12 protein-coding genes are annotated in these 17,624 nt (G+C 33.9%); 9 read left to right on the top strand and 3 right to left on the bottom strand.

The features are described from left to right. Positions 1 to 7 precede the first annotated feature (7 nt). The 3 genes from ACYX4H_RS08965 to ACYX4H_RS08975 all read right to left on the bottom strand — a co-directional run bounded on the left by ACYX4H_RS08965 (position 8) and on the right by ACYX4H_RS08975 (position 4,105). Positions 8 to 1,672: a sulfatase-like hydrolase/transferase gene (locus ACYX4H_RS08965; protein WP_476235909.1), complete on the bottom strand. Its 1,665-nt coding sequence runs from the start codon at positions 1,670 to 1,672 to the stop codon at positions 8 to 10. Then, positions 1,672 to 3,114, bottom strand: a complete 1,443-nt coding sequence (locus tag ACYX4H_RS08970) for a sulfatase-like hydrolase/transferase (protein WP_476235911.1) — start codon at positions 3,112 to 3,114, stop codon at positions 1,672 to 1,674. The genes ACYX4H_RS08965 and ACYX4H_RS08970 overlap by 1 nt, the downstream gene beginning before the upstream one ends. A gap of 124 nt (positions 3,115 to 3,238) precedes the next feature. Then, complete coding sequence (locus tag ACYX4H_RS08975; RefSeq protein WP_476235913.1) at positions 3,239 to 4,105, bottom strand: helix-turn-helix domain-containing protein; 867 nt, start codon at positions 4,103 to 4,105, stop codon at positions 3,239 to 3,241. Positions 4,106 to 4,301: 196 nt separating this feature from the next. Between ACYX4H_RS08975 and ACYX4H_RS08980 the strand changes: the two genes are divergently transcribed. From ACYX4H_RS08980 to ACYX4H_RS09020, 9 genes are all read left to right on the top strand, one after another. After that, positions 4,302 to 7,541, top strand: a complete 3,240-nt coding sequence (locus tag ACYX4H_RS08980) for a DUF1553 domain-containing protein (RefSeq protein WP_476235915.1) — start codon at positions 4,302 to 4,304, stop codon at positions 7,539 to 7,541. 13 nt (positions 7,542 to 7,554) lie between these two features. Continuing rightward, the gene (locus tag ACYX4H_RS08985; RefSeq protein ID WP_476235917.1) at positions 7,555 to 9,054 is read left to right on the top strand and encodes a DUF1501 domain-containing protein; all 1,500 of its coding nucleotides are present in this window, start codon (positions 7,555 to 7,557) and stop codon (positions 9,052 to 9,054) included. Between the two features lie 28 nt (positions 9,055 to 9,082). Further along, positions 9,083 to 10,216, top strand: a complete 1,134-nt coding sequence (locus ACYX4H_RS08990; protein WP_476235919.1) for an NHL repeat-containing protein — start codon at positions 9,083 to 9,085, stop codon at positions 10,214 to 10,216. A gap of 19 nt (positions 10,217 to 10,235) precedes the next feature. Then, on the top strand, positions 10,236 to 11,621 hold the full coding sequence (locus tag ACYX4H_RS08995) for a DUF2231 domain-containing protein (protein WP_476235921.1): 1,386 nt from the start codon (positions 10,236 to 10,238) through the stop codon (positions 11,619 to 11,621). Between the two features lie 288 nt (positions 11,622 to 11,909). Further along, positions 11,910 to 13,040 carry a glycoside hydrolase family 117 protein gene (locus ACYX4H_RS09000; RefSeq protein WP_476238652.1) on the top strand — a complete coding sequence of 377 codons (1,131 nt, stop codon included), beginning with the start codon at positions 11,910 to 11,912 and terminating at the stop codon, positions 13,038 to 13,040. Between the two features lie 102 nt (positions 13,041 to 13,142). Further along, positions 13,143 to 13,937, top strand: coding sequence for an IclR family transcriptional regulator (locus ACYX4H_RS09005; RefSeq protein ID WP_476235923.1), 795 nt, complete (start codon positions 13,143 to 13,145; stop codon positions 13,935 to 13,937). Positions 13,938 to 14,306: 369 nt separating this feature from the next. Then, positions 14,307 to 15,323, top strand: a complete 1,017-nt coding sequence (locus tag ACYX4H_RS09010) for a zinc-dependent alcohol dehydrogenase (protein WP_476235925.1) — start codon at positions 14,307 to 14,309, stop codon at positions 15,321 to 15,323. A gap of 85 nt (positions 15,324 to 15,408) precedes the next feature. Further along, positions 15,409 to 16,173 carry an SDR family NAD(P)-dependent oxidoreductase gene (locus ACYX4H_RS09015; RefSeq protein WP_476238653.1) on the top strand — a complete coding sequence of 255 codons (765 nt, stop codon included), beginning with the start codon at positions 15,409 to 15,411 and terminating at the stop codon, positions 16,171 to 16,173. Positions 16,174 to 16,198: 25 nt separating this feature from the next. Continuing rightward, positions 16,199 to 17,623, top strand: coding sequence for a sulfatase (locus tag ACYX4H_RS09020; protein WP_476235927.1), 1,425 nt, complete (start codon positions 16,199 to 16,201; stop codon positions 17,621 to 17,623). Position 17,624 lies beyond the last annotated feature (1 nt).

Raw genomic sequence — 17,624 nt, forward strand, 5'->3', positions numbered from 1 at the left:
GTTCATATTATTTACTTTTATAATTAGATGTTGATTCACTTTCATAAGTGTATCTATAAACCTTTGGTGTTCCTTTACCACGAGCTTTAATTAATTCTTTTTTCCAAACTGATTTTAATTGGTTTAAAACCGAAGCGTGTTTAGGGTTGTTAATTAGGTTTTTAAGTTCTGAAGGGTCATTTTTTAAGTTGTAAAGTTCTTCATAAACTGGTTGTTCACCTTCAAGAGATCCGTTAGAAAGTGCACGATATATTGCAATATCAGTATCATGTACTTTATAAAGCATATCATTTATGTTTAAACCAAGCTCTTTGGCAGCAGCAATTTTCTTTAAAGCAGGAAAACTGGTGTTTTTGTAGTAGCGTATGTATTTCCACTCTTTGTTTTGTACGGCTTCAATTTTAGGATTACCAAATTGTGTTGCCCATAAGTTTTCAGTAAAAATATAATCTCTAACTTCGGTTTTATCACCTTTAACTAAGTTTGAAATGTCTTTACCTTGAAATTCTTCAGGAATACTCACACTAGCTAAGCTTAACATAGTTGGTGCAACGTCTATACTTTGTACTAAGGCATCACTTTCTAAACCTCTTTGCCTCTTTTTTAAAGAAGGGTTGTAAACAATCATAGGTACATGTGTGGTTTTTTCATAGCACAGAGCTTTTCCTCCTAAGCCTTGTTCACCCATAAATAACCCGTGGTCTGATGTGAAAATTATAACGGTGTTTTTGTCAAGTTTTAAATCTTTTAACTTTTCTCTTAAGTTACCAACTAACCTGTCAATACCAGTCATGGCTTGTAATTGGCGAGTGTAGCGTTCTATATTATCTTCGGGTTTGTCTACGTAGTTGTAACCTGTTTGTCTGTTTTCAACTTTCAAAAGATTAGCAGGTAATTTGGGTGTTATAATATCTTTTTTTGCAATGTAATTTTTAGGAAGCGGAATATCTAAATCACGATACATGGTTTTGTAAATGTCATCATCAGTTTTTCGTAATTTCATAGAGCCAGTACCAGCACTGTGAGGTAGGTTGAAATTTACCGATAGCATAAAGGGTTTGTTGCTTGGTCTGCTTTCTAAAAATTTTATGGCGCCTTTAAGTTTGCGTTCGTTTGGGTCTAAAAAATCATTAATACCTTCGTTAATAATTTCAACCTGTGTGTCTGCAATGGCGTCATTAAAAATATTGTGGACTTCTTTTGGGTAAAATCTAATATGGCCGTGTCCTGCATACCAATAATCAAAACTCTTTTCCATGAGGCCGCTGCCATAACCGCCTTTACCAATTGGCGCGTGATTTTTACCAATCCAGCCTGTGTAATAACCCGCATTTCTCATTACCACTGGGTAAGATTTAGCCCAAGCTTCATTTGAAACACTGGTGCCAGAATTAAAATTAACGGCATGTTTTCTTTCAAACTGACTTAATAAAATTGAAATTCTGCTTGGTGTACAAATAGCGCTAGTTATATGTGCGTTTTTAAATAAAGTGCCATCTTTTGCAAGTTTGTCTAAGTTGGGTGTTTTTACAATTTCGTTACCAGTGCATCCCATCATGCCATAAGATTGATCATCAGTTAATATGAAAATGAAGTTAGGGCGTTCTTGTGCGAAACTTATAAAAAAACTTAAGCAAAAAACTGTTGCTAAAAAAGTGTTTTTAAGGTTCATTATTTTTTATGCTTTAATGATTTATTTCTAATGGCTTGAAATTTTTTCTCTTCTTTAATTACATTCTCAGGGTGCGGATCTACCCAACCAGGTTCCAGGTTTTTAGAATTCCATTCTGCATATGCTTTTTCTAGTTTAGAAACTATTTCAGGATTGTTTTGAGCAATATCGTTTCTTTCAAAAGGGTCTTTTTTTAAATCGAATAACAAGGTTTTTTCTTTGTAGGCACTTTTGTATAATTTATAATCATCAATTCTAGCGGCATATTCAAAGCCACCCACAGAGCGCCAGAAAAGTTTTTCGTGAGGTCTATTAGTGTTTTTACCCTCAATATATGGTAATAAATTAACGCCTTCTAGTTGTGGTTCGTTATTAATGTTTCCGCCAGCAGCATTTAAAAAAGTAGGAAATAAATCTAATGAAATTACAGGCTTATTGTAAGTTTGATTAGCTTTAATACCGGCAGGCCAAGAGATAAAAAACGGAACTTTAATACCGCCTTCAAAAATCATTCCTTTATGGCCACGGTTTGGTCTGTTATCAGCATGTTCTTTTCTTCCGCCGTTATCACTTAAAAATGCAATAATTGTGTTTTCTTTTAATCCGTTAGCAACTAGGGTTGAATCTATTTTGCCAACACCAACATCTACACCGTTAACCATGGCGGCATACACACTTCTTCCGCCATATTCTATATGTTTTGTGTTTTCTAAATATTGTTCTGTTGCGTGGTCTGGTGCATGTGGTGCATTGTAGGCAAGATATATAAAGAATGGATTGTCTTTTTCTTTGGTAATGAAATTAATGGCTTCTTCAGTAAAATCATCAGTTAAATAACTTAACTCATCTTGTGAAACATCGTTGCCATTGCGTACAATTTTATTTGTTGGACTTTGAGGTATACCCCAAAAATTCATGCCGCCACCAGCAAAACCAAACCAGTGGTCAAAGCCCTGTGCGTTAGGGTGTAGGTCTGGGTGGTCTCCTACGTGCCATTTACCAATAGCAGCTGTTTTGTAACCTCGTTCTTTTAAAGCTTCAGAAATCATTTTTTCAGATAAAGGAGTGCCTACAGTATTATCATTTTCACCCTGATATGGCATGTTACAATCGTGCCCAAATCTTGCTTGGTATCTGCCTGTTAAAATACCTGCTCTAGAAGGGCTACAATAAGGATGCGATACATAGCCGTTTGAAAATATGACACCTTCGGAAGCTAGTCTATCTAAGTTTTGTGTAGGAATATCTGTTGCGCCGTTAAAGCCAACATCTGCCCAACCTTGATCATCTGTTAAAACAATAATGATATTTGGTTTTTTATTGGTTTTTGATGGTGTTTCAATTTGAGATGTAGCTAAAGCGGTTTCTTTTGAAGAATTGTTACAGTTTAAAAAGCAAAGTGTAATACTACAGAAAAACAGCTTTTTTAATAGTGATTTCATGGGTTTTTTGTTTAGTTGTAATTTAAGTTGCTAAGCAAATGTAGTTATACCTTGAGTTAAAAAAAGTTAGTTATAAATTATATTGTGCAACAAATGGTTTTATTTTAGTTTATATGAGGTTTTGTTAATGGCTTAGTTGTTCTTTTCTAAATTTATTAGGTGTTTTGTTTGTTATTTTTTTAAAAATTCTAGAAAAGTATGAAGTGTTTTCAAAGCCTACTTTACTTGCAATTTGTTGTAAAGAGTTGTTGGTTGTTAAAAGCAAAAGTTGTGCCCTTTCTACACGTTTAGATTGAATATATTTTAAAGGCCGCATACCAAAATTTTCTAGAAATACTCTTGAAAAATGATCTGTACTTAAATGACAAAAATTTGCTAAACTTTTCACGGTAAGTTCTTCATGCAAATGTTCTGTAATGTAAATTAAAACTTTTTCAAAATTTGTTTTTGTATTGGTGGTGTGTTTTAACGTGCTTTCATCAATAAATCTAGATAATAAAATAGATAAAATACCATGTGTTTCTAATAATTTGCTATAGCTTTTAGTGTTTTCTTTTTTTAAAAAAACTTCTTTTAAAGGTTTATTTACATAGGCTTTAGGGTCGCTATTTGTAACGGCCATATCTGGGTTTAGTTCTATAAGTCTTTTAAAATATTGCACATCAGATATTGATGCTTTAACCTCATACTTAAAGTTTTTTAGGTTGTAAATAGATAGGCCGTTGCTTGTTTCTTCAAAAAAACCAATATAATACTGTTCGTGGTATTTATCGCATTTGTATCTATTAAATGTGTAGCTAGGTATTAAATACATGAAGCCAGGGCGCAAATTAAATTCAACATTATTATGGTATGCTTTTGCGTTTCCTGTGGTTACGTAAAATAAGCGTGAAAAAGGACTAATAACATTATTGTAGTTCCAGTTTTTGTCTAGTTTGGCGTAGCCTATATGTAGCAAATCTAAATTTATATTATGAAGGATTTGTTGCATTTTATTAGCGTTTTTTGCTGTTATAATGTTTTGAAAATAGCAATTTTTATACTTCAAAAGTATTTAAAATTAAAATTTAAAAATAGTTAAATATCGGAAATGTACAATTTATAGTCTGATTTTGATGTTTGCCGTTGTAAACTTTTCATTTATATTTGAAAAAAAAATTCAATAGTAATTTTTTATGTTAAAAAATATGAGATTTATCACCTTTTCTTTATTGGTGTCTTTTTTGTTTTCATGTGGCGGACCAGATATACCTGAAACCGTTGCTGTAGAGTATGATAAATTGCCTAAGAAATTAGATTTTAATCAGCATGTAAAACCCATACTATCAGATAAATGTTATTTATGTCATGGGCCAGATGCAGGAAATATTAAAGGTGGCTTGCAGTTGCATACAGCAGAGGTGGCCTATGCAGAGTTGCCTGAAAACCCGGGGAAAGTTGCCATTAAACCTGGTAATTTATCTAAAAGTGAGTTCTTTCATAGAATAATTACTGAAGACCCAAAGTTAATAATGCCAGAACCAAGTTCGCATTTAACCTTGTCTGATTACGAAAAGGCGGTGTTAGTAAAATGGATTGAAGATGGTGCTGAATATAAAGATCATTGGGCATTTATAAAACCCGAAAATCATGCTATTCCTAATGTTAAAAATAAAGAGCAAGTTGCTAATCCTATAGATAATTTTGTTTTAGAACAACTAGAGTTAAACGATTTAAAACTCTCGGAAAAAGCAGATAAAGAAACGCTATTAAGAAGAGCATCGTTAGATTTAACGGGTTTGCCACCTACATTAGAAGAAATTGAAGCGTTTGTTAACGATGATGCTCCAAATGCTTTTGAGAAACAAATAGATAGGCTTTTAGCTACTGAAAAATACGGTGAGCAACGTACTTTAGATTGGATGGATTTAGCGCGTTACGCAGATACGCATGGTTATAGTGTTGATAGATTTAGAGACACATCGCCATGGCGAGATTGGGTGATAAAAAGCTTTAATGAAAATATGCCTTATGACAAGTTTATACTTTGGCAAATGGCAGGTGATATGTTGCCAAATGCAACTAGAGAACAAAGGCTGGCAACTACCTTTAATAGATTGCATCCGCAAAATATGGAGGGCGGTATTATTGATGAAGAGTTTCGTGTAGAATATGTGGCAGATAGAACTGCTGTTACAGGGCAAGGGTTTTTAGGTTTAACTTTAGAATGTGCCAAATGTCATGACCATAAATATGATCCAATTTCGCAAAAAAACTATTTCGAAATGTTTAGTTTTTTCAATAATGTAGATGAAACTGGCCTTATTTCATGGGATAATGCTACGCCAGTACCAGCAATGATGTTGCCAACCGATGAACAAGAAAAAGTATTAGCATATTTAGAAACACTGGTTGATGATACAGAAAAATCTCTTGAAACTATTGTAAGTGAAGAGCACAAAAAAGCTCAAGATTGGATTGTTAGTGAAGGTTATAAAAAAATTCCATCTCAAACAAAACCAAAAGAATTAGTAGCTGCATTTAATTTTGATAGTGGTAAACTTGTTAATACTGTAGGCGGTAATGGGAAAAATAATATTCGAATGCGTCAACAATTTGCTAAAAACGAACCCGCTGTTTTCAAAAAAGGGGCTCAAGGCAAAGGATTGTATATGGATGGTGATACTTGGCTAGATCTTGATAAGATAGGTATTTACCAAAGAGCAGAAACGTTCTCAATTGCCATTGATGTTTTTATTCCTGAAAATTTAGAAACTGGTGTTATTTTTCATAAAATGAATAGCCCAGAGTTACATAGTTTTAGAGGGTATCATCTTAAGATAAAAGATAATAAACTTGAGGCGCTATTAGCACACGTATGGCCAGATAACGCTTTAGTGGTTGAATCTTTAAATGATGTGCCAAAAGAACAGTGGGTGCAATTAACCATGACTTATGATGGTTCTAGTAAAGCAAGTGGTGTATCTATTTATATGAATGGTGAAAAACTTCAAACTAAAACAACGTTTGATAACTTGTATAAAGACATCATTTTCCATGGATTACAATTATATGAAAATAGTCCTATCATAGAACCTGGTTTACGTATTGGAGCTGTATGGAGAGGAAAAGGCATTAGGGGCGCGGTGGTAGATAATTTAATGGTTTTTGAAAAAGAATTAACCCAGGTTGAGGTTATGCAAATTTCAAAGGCAGATAAGTTGAATGCAATAAAGCAAAAAGCTGTTGGAAATTTAACTGCTGATGAAAAAAATATACTTTCAAAATACTATTTATCTGTAAATTCAAAACCATATAATTCAGTACTAGAAAAACTAGAAAAAGAACGTTTGGTTTTAGCTGATAGTGTAGATAATGTGAAACAAATTATGGTTATGAAAGAAAGCCCGAAAGTAAGGCAAGCTTATGTTTTAGATAGAGGGCAGTATGACCAACCAACAGATTCTGTTTTTCCCAACACACCCGAAGAAATTTTCCCATTTACTGATGCTTTTGAAAAAAATAGAATTGGTTTAGCTAAATGGATAACACATCCAGATAATCCGTTAACATCCAGAGTAACTGTAAATCGTTATTGGCAAAACCTTTTTGGAATTGGTATTGTTAAAACAGCCGAAGATTTTGGAAACCAAGGTGAGCTACCTTCACACCCAAAATTATTAGATTGGTTGGCCATTAAGTTTGTTGAGTCTGGGTGGGATGTTAAAGCACTTCATAAGCTAATTATGATGTCTAATACCTATCAGCAAAGTAGTTTGGCAAGTAAAGAATTAATGGAAATTGATGGAGAAAACAGGTTGCTGGCTAGAGGACCTTCAAAACGTTTATCTGGTGAAATGTTAAGAGATAACGCACTTTATGCTTCAGGCTTATTAAATGAAACTGTTGGAGGCAAAAGTGTGCATCCGTATCAGCCGCCAGGGTTATGGCGTGTAACTGGAGATACGTATCCGCAAGGTGAAGGTGAAGCTTTATACAGAAGAAGCATGTACACTATTTGGAAGCGTGCAGTACCACACCCAACTATTTCAACTTTTGATGTACCTTCAAGAGACTTATGTACCACCCGAAGACAAGAAACAAACACACCATTACAGGCTTTAGTTTTACTCAATGACCCAACATTTGTTGAAGCTGCTAGAGTACTAGGAAAAAAAATGGTAGAATATGATAGTGTAGCCGAAGGTATTTCAAAAACATACAAGAAATTAACCGGACGATCTATTAAGAAAGAAGAATTAGCAATTCTTACAGATTTACAAAAATCTGAATTTGAAAAATTTCAAAATAATAACGCAAAAGCAAAAGGCTGGATAAGTATTGGCGAGCATAAATTAGACCCCAAAGACGATATAGCTTTAGTTGCTGCAAATGCGGTAGTAGCATCAACAATTATTAACTCTGATGCTTTTATAACAAAACGATAAATCATTTCATAATATGTGTGATCATCATGATATATTAAGATCTAACAATAAAGATCTTCAAAGTGTAGAAAAACAAATTGACAGAAGACACTTTTTAAAGAAAACATCTTTAGGAATTGGAGCCTTAGCTTTAGGTAGTTTACTTAATACAGAAAAAGCTTGGAGTTCTATTGGTAAAAATGAAGCTGTTGATAGCTTTACAAGAAATAAATTAGGGCTTCCGCACCATTTGCCAAAAGCAAAACGTATTATTTATTTGTTTCAAAGCGGTGGGCCATCGCAGTTAGATTTGTTTGACTATAAGCCAAAATTAGTAGATATGTTTGGTAAAGATTTACCAGAATCTGTTATTGGTGGTCAACGTTTAACAGGTATGAGTGGTAGCCAAAGCACATTGCCCGTAGCGCCTTCATTGTTTAAATTTAAACAATACGGAGAATCTAGAGCATGGGTAAGCGAAATAATGCCGCATTTATCTGAAGTGGTAGATGATTTATGTTTTGTGAAATCAATGCAAACAGATCAAATAAACCATACACCAGCAGTTACATTTATGCAAACTGGTCATCAACTACCAGGGCGTCCATCAATTGGTTCTTGGTTGAGTTATGGTTTGGGGTCAGATAATGATAACTTACCAACCTTTATTACGTTAATTTCTAAAAATGGTAAAGGCCAACCATTAAAAGCTGGTTTGTGGGGTAATGGATTTTTACCAACAGAACATCAAGGAGTGCAATTCCGTTCAGGTAAAGATCCTGTTTTGTATTTGAATAATCCTGATAATTATGATGGTACAGACCGAAAGAAAATGCTTGATTATTTAAGTGAGCTGAATTCTATACAGCATGATGCTTACGGTGATCCTGAGATTCAATCTAGAATGGCGCAATATGAAATGGCTTTTAGAATGCAAACCTCTATTCCTGAAGTAACAGATACTTCTGATGAGCCAGATCATGTTTTTGAAATGTATGGAAAAGATAGTAGAGATGCCGGAACCTATGCCGCAAATTGCTTAATGGCTAGAAAATTGTTAGAAAAAGGCGTGAAGTTTGTACAATTATATCACCAAGGTTGGGATCAACATATTGGTTGTCCTGGTGGAGTTAAAAATAAAGCGAAACAAACAGATCAAGCAACAGCGGCCCTTATAAAAGATTTGAAACAACGCGGTATGCTAGATGATACGCTTGTTGTTTGGGGAGGTGAGTTTGGTAGAACAGTGTATTCACAGGGGCAATTAACTGAAAAAAATTATGGTAGAGATCATCACCCAAAAGCATTTACAATGTGGATGGCAGGTGCCGGTGTAAAACCAGGTTTTACCTATGGTGAAACTGATGATTTTAGTTATAACGTTACTAAAGATCCTGTTCATGTGCATGATTTTCATGCAACATTACTCCATTTATTTGGCGTAGACCACGAAAGACTTACGTTTAAACACCAAGGAAGACGTTATAGGCTAACAGATGTGCATGGTCATGTGGTAAAAGATATTTTAACTTAAAAAACAACTAAACTAATTAAACTAAACTATGTCTTCTAGAAGAAATTTTATAAAAAAAACAGGATTGGCAGCCAGTGCTGCTTTAGCTTCGTCTTCGTCCGTTTTTGGAGCTTCAATAATAACAAAAAAGGAAACTTCAACACATTTACTTAATGAAACCGATACTATTCTAGGGCATGGTGATTATAAGTACAAGTTAACCAAAAATTGGGCGCAAATGAGTTCTACAAGAATTCCATTGCTTAATTGTCATGAAATGGTAATGGACAGTAAAGGGCGCTTAATTATGGTGGGTGATCATCCTCAAAATAACATCTTAATTTTTGATAAATCTGGTAAATTGTTAGATTATTGGGGAACAGCCTACCAAGGCGGTCACGGTTTAACATTGCATGATGAAGGTGGTGAAGATATGTTATATATAACAGATTCTGGTTGGGCATTAGGTAAAAACAACAAAATGGTAAAACACAATGGTCGTGTTGCTAAAACTACCGTTGATGGTAAGGTGATTTTTGATATTGGACACCCAATGACTATTGGAGTTTATAAACCAGGTGAAGATTTTTGCCCTACCGAAACTGCCATTGGGCCTAATGGCGATATTTATGTAGCCGATGGTTATGGCCAAAGTAGAATTATTCAATACGATTTACACGGAAGATATATCCGCCATTGGGGAGGTAGTGATAACTCAGATCCAAACTACAGGTTAAAAAGTGCTCATGGTGTTGCTATAGATTACAGAGAAAAAGGAAACCCTATGGTGGTTTGTACATCGCGTTCAGAGCAGTGTTTTAAGTATTTTACCTTAGATGGTAAATATGTAAAAACAGTTAAAATGCCAAATATGTCGGTTTGTAGAGCTGTTTTTGATGATGATAATTTATATGCAGGCGTATGTTGGTCTCAACCAAAAGTAGGTAAAACCAATTGGAGAGATCATACTGGGTTTGTTACCATTATGGAGGGCGATAAAGTGGTGTCTAACCCAGGTGGTACATCACCAGTTTATGAAAATGGCGAACTTCAAAAAACATATCAAATTGATGAAAAACCAATTTTACATGGTCATGATGTGTGTATTGATGAAGATAAAAATATTTACATCTGCCAATGGAATGCCAACCATTCTGCACCGTATAAATTAACACGTATTTAAAGAATTTACTTTTTGTTTTATGAATGAAACATCAGACTTTGTCTTGTTTTTAGGAAGGTTTCACCCATTGGTAGTGCATCTTCCTATAGGATTTTTATTTTTCGCATTTGTTTTAGAAATCTTCGGAAGAAAGAAAAAATATGAAAATATAACAGTAGCCATTCCTTTGGCTTTAATGTTGGGCTTTCTTTCTGCATTAGTTGCTTGTATTTTAGGTTACATGTTATCGCTTAGTGGAGATTATGATGAAAATATGCTCGATAGCCACTTTTGGTTTGGTGTATTTACAACAGCTTTAGCCTTGGTAGCTTGGTTAATTAGGGTTGATAGAATTAAGTTGCCAAACAAAAGCAAAGTAAAAGCAAATATTTCAGCATTAACAATCATTGTAATTTTATTAAGTGTTACAGGGCATTACGGTGGTAATTTAACTCACGGTAGTGATTATTTAACAAAGTATATGCCTTTTAATAAAAAAGAAGAAAAAGTATTAGTGCCGATTGAAAAAGTTGAAGATGCTGTGGTTTTTGATTACTTAGTTGCGCCAATTTTAGATGAAAAATGTACCAGTTGCCATAATGAAAGTAAGAAAAAAGGAGGTTTGTCATTAATAGATTCGCTTTCAATAATGAAAGGAGGTAAAGGTGGTGAAGCTGTAGTTGTTGGTAATGCCAATAAATCTGAAATTGTAAAACGCGTTCTGTTGAATCCGCATCATGAAGATTTTATGCCGCCAGAAGGAAAGACACCATTAACTGAAGAGGAAGTGGCTGTTATTAAATACTGGATTAATAATGCCTTTGCAGGATTTTCAAATACAGTAGGCGCGGTTGAAACACCTGAAAGTATTTCAAAAATAGCATCAAATATGTTAGGCTTAAGTGCCGGTGCTGCAAAACAGGCAAGTTTAAAAGCGCTACCTAAAGTATCTGATGATGTATTAAAAGAAATAGTAGCACAAGGTTTTCGTGTGTCTGAATTAGTGTTTAATTCAAATATTTACGCCGTAGAGTTGCCTGCAAATACCATAACGGCTAATAATTCTGCAGAATTAAAATCAAAATTAGAAATACTTTCAAAAATAAAAGATAATATTTTATGGCTGTATTTAGAAAATAATCAATTAGTAGATGATCATGTGGCAGTTATAAATCAGTTTAAAAATGTTCAAAAATTAAAACTGAATAAAAATAATATAACTGATGCTGGTGTTTCAAAAATTAATTTACCACAATTAGAAGTTTTAAACCTTTTTGGAACAAAAATTACCAAAGCAAGTTTGCCTATTTTGGCCAAAAATAAAAGTTTAAGTAAAGTATATATCTGGAACACATCAATTTCTAAAAAAGATTTAGAAAATAGTCAAATAGATTTAACATCTCTAAAATTTATAGTAGGTAATTAGTGTTTTGGTAATATCTATTCTTATTTTGGAAATTTGTTATATATTAATAATGTTTGTTGCGTTTATTTTTGCTAGTATAGTTTTTGTCAAGTCTTAAATTAAGTACTTTATGTATTGTGTTTTACATTTGGCATTCAAAAAAATATACTAATCAGCTTAACTTCCAACTAAATGAAGAAAACAGTAAATTTAATAACTGCAATTTTATTAACATTAATTATGGTAGGGTGTAACTCACAGCAATCGCAGCAAAAGGCTAAAGAGTCTAGAGCCTCTAATGAAGAATATATGAATATAACAAAAGAACAATTAGATCACTTAGGAATTACAGATGTAAATCATTTAAGTGCGGCATCAAAAAGAGCATTAAAATGGCCAACAGATTTAGGTAACGAATGGTTTATAGAATTTGGTCCATTAAAACCATTAAAAGGTGATTTAGCTTATGAAGAAGGTGTTGTAAGAAGAGATCCTAGTGCTATGATTAAGCATGATGGGAAATATTATGTTTGGTATTCAAAAAGTACTGGAGAAACGCAAGGTTTTGGTGGTGATATTGAAAATGAAAAAGTATTTCCTTGGGATAGATGTGATATTTGGTATGCAACATCTGAAGATGGTTGGACGTGGAAAGAAGAAGGTGTAGCAGTTAAACGAGGTGAAAAAGGTGCTTATGATGATAGATCTGTGTTTACTGTTGAAATTATGGAGCATGAGGGTAAATATTATTTATGTTACCAAACAGTAAAATCACCTTATAATGTAAGAGTTAAAAACCAAGTAGGATTATCTTGGGCAGATTCACCTGATGGCCCTTGGACTAAACTTGATGAGCCAATTTTAAGTCCTGCAGATAATGGAATCTGGAAAGGTGATAATTTACAAGATAGAAGTATGGTTGTAAAGAAAGGCGATTTTGATAGCCATAAAGTGCATGATCCGTGTATAATTCCATATAAAGGTAAATTTTACTTATACTACAAAGGCGAACAAATGGGTGAAGAAATTACCTTTGGTGGCCGCCAAATACGTCACGGTGTTGCTATTGCTGATAATCCTTTAGGGCCATACGTAAAATCTCCTTACAACCCAATTAGTAATAGTGGTCATGAAATTTGTGTATGGCCATACAATGGTGGTATAGCGTCATTAATAACTACCGATGGTCCTGAAAAAAATACTATTCAGTGGGCGCCAGATGGTATAAATTTTGAAATAATGTCTGTGTTAAAAAGCGTAGATGCCCATGCTATAGGTTTAAACAGAACTGCAGATGTAGAAAAAGAGCCAACCGAAATTTTACGTTGGGGTTTAACACATGTTTACAATAACTGGAACTACCAAAGCATTATGCGTTTTTCATCTAAAAGAAGAACAGCTCATACAGCAAAAGGCGAGGTGAAAGAAAGTAAGAAGTAAAAAAATATTTTAAATAAGTAATTAAAAATTGGCTGCGATTTTTCGCAGCCAATTTTTTTATTACCCAAGTAATCTTATTTTTGTTTTCTACACAAATATGATATGAGTAAAGATAGTAATGATGCTAAACCAAATTATAATGTTCCTAATTTAGAACGTGGTTTATTAATAATAGAGTTATTGGCCAACCACTCAAAAGGTCTTACATTAACTGAAATTATTGATGTTCTAGATATTTCAAAAACAAGTGCTTTTAGAATAATAAATACCTTAATTTTTAAAAACTATCTTCAAAAAAACGAAACAACCAAAAAAATAACGCTTTCAAGAAAAATGCTCACACTTGGTATTTCATCAATGAATGAGCAAAGTATTGTTGAAATGTCTATTGATGTTATGCGAGCTTTAAGAGATGAGCTTAAAGAATCTGTAATGCTAGGTGTTATATTAGGGTCTAAAAAAGGTACTATTTTAGAGCAGGTTTCATCATCGTACCCTGTAAAATTATTTGTTGAGCGTGGCACCCAATTTAACTTGCATAGTTCGGTTGGAGGTAAATCTATATTAGCTTTTTTGCCCGATGAAGAGTCTGATAGTATTATCAAACAAATGACATTAAATAAGTTTACCAAAAATACTATTACATCAAAAGTTGTTTTTAGAGAACAACTTAAAGAGGTTAAAAAGAAAGGATACGCTATAGATAATGGCGAAGATATTCAAGGTATTCATTGTATTGGTGCTCCAATTTTTGATGAGTACGGTTATCCGGTAGCTTCATTATGGATAACAGCGCCTCACGGTAGGTTGCCGCATGATGAGTTTCATAAAAAAGGTAAAATTGTTTCAAAATACGCCTTAGATATTTCTGAAAAATTAGGGTATTTAGCACCCTAACAGCAGGTGTTAATAGGTCTTCCTTAAAGGTTAGATGTCATATATTTTTTTAAAAAAATGGTTGTGCTAATTTCCTTAATATAACCAAAAATACAGAAGTGTATAAATTTTAAAAATTTTATAATAAGCATCAGTAAAATTTCTTATATTTGTTTCAAATAATAAACTAATTCCTTATTTGAAACAATTGAGTTTTTTTAATGCTGTTGGATTGGATTTGTTTTTCGTATATAAATCTTATTTTAATATTTGAAAAAGATAAATGTTTTGTATTAAAAATCATTTGTCATACTAGTAATGAAAAACAATAAGTAATATTGATAAATAGTAGAAATTAAAAGTTTCAATAATTAGTTAAATTAAATTAAAATGATAGCAACACAGTACGAAGGAAACAAAACCTTTTCAGTTGTAGAAAAGCAAATTGAAACTCCAGCAGCAGGCGAAGTGAGAATTAAAGTAGCCTATTCAGGAGTTTGTGGTACAGATGTACACATCTACCACGGTATGATGGATAAACGTGTGGCAATGCCACAAACTATTGGGCATGAAATGTCTGGTGTAATTGATGCTGTAGGCCAAGGGGTTAATGGCTTTACTGAAGGAGATAAAGTGGTGGTTCGCCCTTTAGATGATCGTAAAGTTAAGGCGTCAGACAAAGGTTTCAATCACATTTGTGAGGAGTTAAATTTTATAGGTATTGATAGTCCTGGTTCAATGCAGCAATACTGGAATGTGCCTGCGTTTACATTACATAAATTAAAAGAGAATACAGATTTAAAATTAGCGGCTTTAATAGAGCCTTTATCTGTAGCTACGCATGATGTACGTTTAAGTGGCTTAAAAGCAGGCGAAACCGCAGTTGTTTTAGGTGGTGGGCCTATAGGGCTTTTAGTGGCTATGGTTGCTAAAGAGGTTGGTGCTCAGGTTATTATTTCTGAAGTTAACCCAACAAGAATAGCTAAGGCCAAATCTATGGGCTTAGAAGCTGTAAGTCCGTTAGATGTTGATTTAGTTGACTACGTAAAAGGAAAAACCGAAGGCGGATTAGCCGATGTTGTTTTTGAAGTAGCAGGCGTTCAGCCAGCATTAGACATAATGACAGAAGTTGCAGGAATAAGAGGTAGAATTGTAATGGTTGCAATACATGGGCAACCTAAACCTGTAAACTTATTTAAGTTTTTCTGGAAAGAATTAAAGTTAATTGGTGCGCGTGTTTATGAAAAAGAAGATTATGAAAAATCAATTGCATTAATCACTGCAAATGAGTTGCCTTTTGAAGATATGATTACAGATGTGCAACCGTTATCAAACATTCAAAAAGTGTTTGAAAATATTGATAACAACCCTGATGGCATGAAAGTTTTAATGGATTGTCAACTTTAAAAAAAATAGGCAGTTAGTCTGTGTTTCATAATGTAAAACAGATTGATAGTTAACATCAATAAATCAAAAAATTATAAAAATGAGTATTTTAAATAAATTCAGTGTAGAAGGAAAAACGGCATTAGTAACTGGTTGTAAACGCGGTATTGGTATGGCAATGGCTATAGGTTTAGCTGAGGCTGGTGCCAACATTATTGGTGTTTCAGCATCTTTAGAGTTAGAAGGCAGTGAAGTGTCTAAAGAAGTGGAAGCAAGAGGAAAATCATTCAGTGCTTATCAGTGCGATTTTTCAAACAGAGAATCATTATATGCGTTTATAAAAGCAGTAAAAGCCGATCATCCTCAAATTGATATTCTAGTAAATAATGCGGGTACAATTTTAAGAACACCAGCGGCAGACCATCCTGATGATATGTGGGATAAAGTAATTGAGGTTAACCAAAACGCTCAATTTATTTTAACTAGAGAAATTGGAAAAGAAATGGTTAATAGAGGTAGCGGAAAAATAATTTTCACAGCATCATTATTAACTTTTCAAGGAGGTATTACAGTGCCAGGATACGCAGCTAGTAAAGGTGCTATTGGCCAGTTAACCATGGCATTTGCTAATGAGTGGGCTGGTAAAGGCGTAAATGTAAATGCTATTGCACCTGGTTATATTTCAACAGACAATACTGAAGCTTTACGTAATGATCCTGTAAGATCAGAATCAATTTTATCAAGAATTCCAGCAGGTCGTTGGGGTAATCCAGAAGACTTTGCAGGACCAACAGTATTCCTAGCATCTGAAGCTGCTTCATACATGAACGGTGCTATCGTTCTTGTAGACGGTGGTTGGATGGGTAGATAAAACTAAAACATTCATTATTTTATTAATGACTATTTCAAAACTAAACTTTACTAAACTATGCTTATTACTTTTGGTGATTACATCTTGTAGTCACCAAAAAGTAGTGGCACAAAAGCCTAATATTCTGTTCATTTTTTCTGATGATGCAGGATATGCCGATTTCGGATTTCAAGGAAGCAAAGATTTTAGCACACCTAATTTAGATGCACTTGCTAAAAAGGGTGTTAAGTTTACACAAGCCTATGTGTCTGCTGCAGTTTGTGGACCATCTCGAGCAGGATTGTTAACGGGTAAATATCAGCAGAAATTTGGGTTTGAAGAAAACAATGTAAAGGGGTATATGAGTAATTCATCTCGCTATTTAAGTGATGAAATGGGGTTGCCTTTAGACCAAGTTACAGTTGCAGATTACCTTAAAAAGTTAGGCTATAAAACAGCTGTTTTTGGTAAATGGCATATGGGGCATGCCGATGAATTTCATCCTTTAAAAAGAGGATTTGATGAGTTTGTAGGTTTTAGAAGTGGTGCCAGAAGCTACTGGGCTTACAATAACGAAAACCCATCAGATGAAATAGAAAAACACCTAGAGTACGGATTTGGTAAATACAATGAACAACCAGAAAAGTACATGACAGATATTTTAGCAGATGAAACAGTTGCGTTTATTGAACGCAATAAAGAGCGCCCATTTTTTGCTTATTTATCTTTCAATGCTGTGCATACCCCTATGGAAGCTCGTAAGGATGATTTAGAAAAAGTTCCTTCGCATTTAACTGGCAGACGCAGAACTTTAGCAGCCATGACTATAGGTATGGATAGAGCTATTGGGCGTGTGCTCAATAAAATAAAAGAACTTGGGTTAAGCAAAAACACGTTAATAGTTTTTTCAAATGATAATGGCGGACCTTCAGATACTAATCATTCATCTAATCACCCGTTAAGTGGCACAAAAGCAAATCATTTAGAAGGCGGTATTCGTGTACCTTTCTTAATGTCTTGGGAAGGAGTGTTAGCACCAAATTCAATATATAATAACCCAGTTTCTACACTAGATTTATTGCCAACATTTGTAAATGTAGCAGGTGGCAATGCTTCACAAATTGATGGGTTAGATGGTGTTGATTTACTGCCATTTGTAAAAGGAGAAATAAAAGAGAAACCACACAAAACACTCTTTTGGAAAAAAGAAAACAGAGCAGCCATTCGTCATAATGAATGGAAGTTAATTCGTTTTCCAGATAGACCTGCAGAACTTTATAATATAGAAGAAGATATTTCTGAAGTGAATGATTTAGCTTCAGAAAAACCAGAATTAGTCCGAGAGTTATATAAAAAACTATTTGAGTGGGAGCTTACTTTAGATAGACCACTATGGCAACTAAAACGCCTTTACGAAGGTAAAGCAGCCGAAAGAATGGATAAGCACAGAAAACCAAAAATTAAAAAATAAA

This window comes from Seonamhaeicola sp. ABD4_340 (assembly GCF_056312135.1).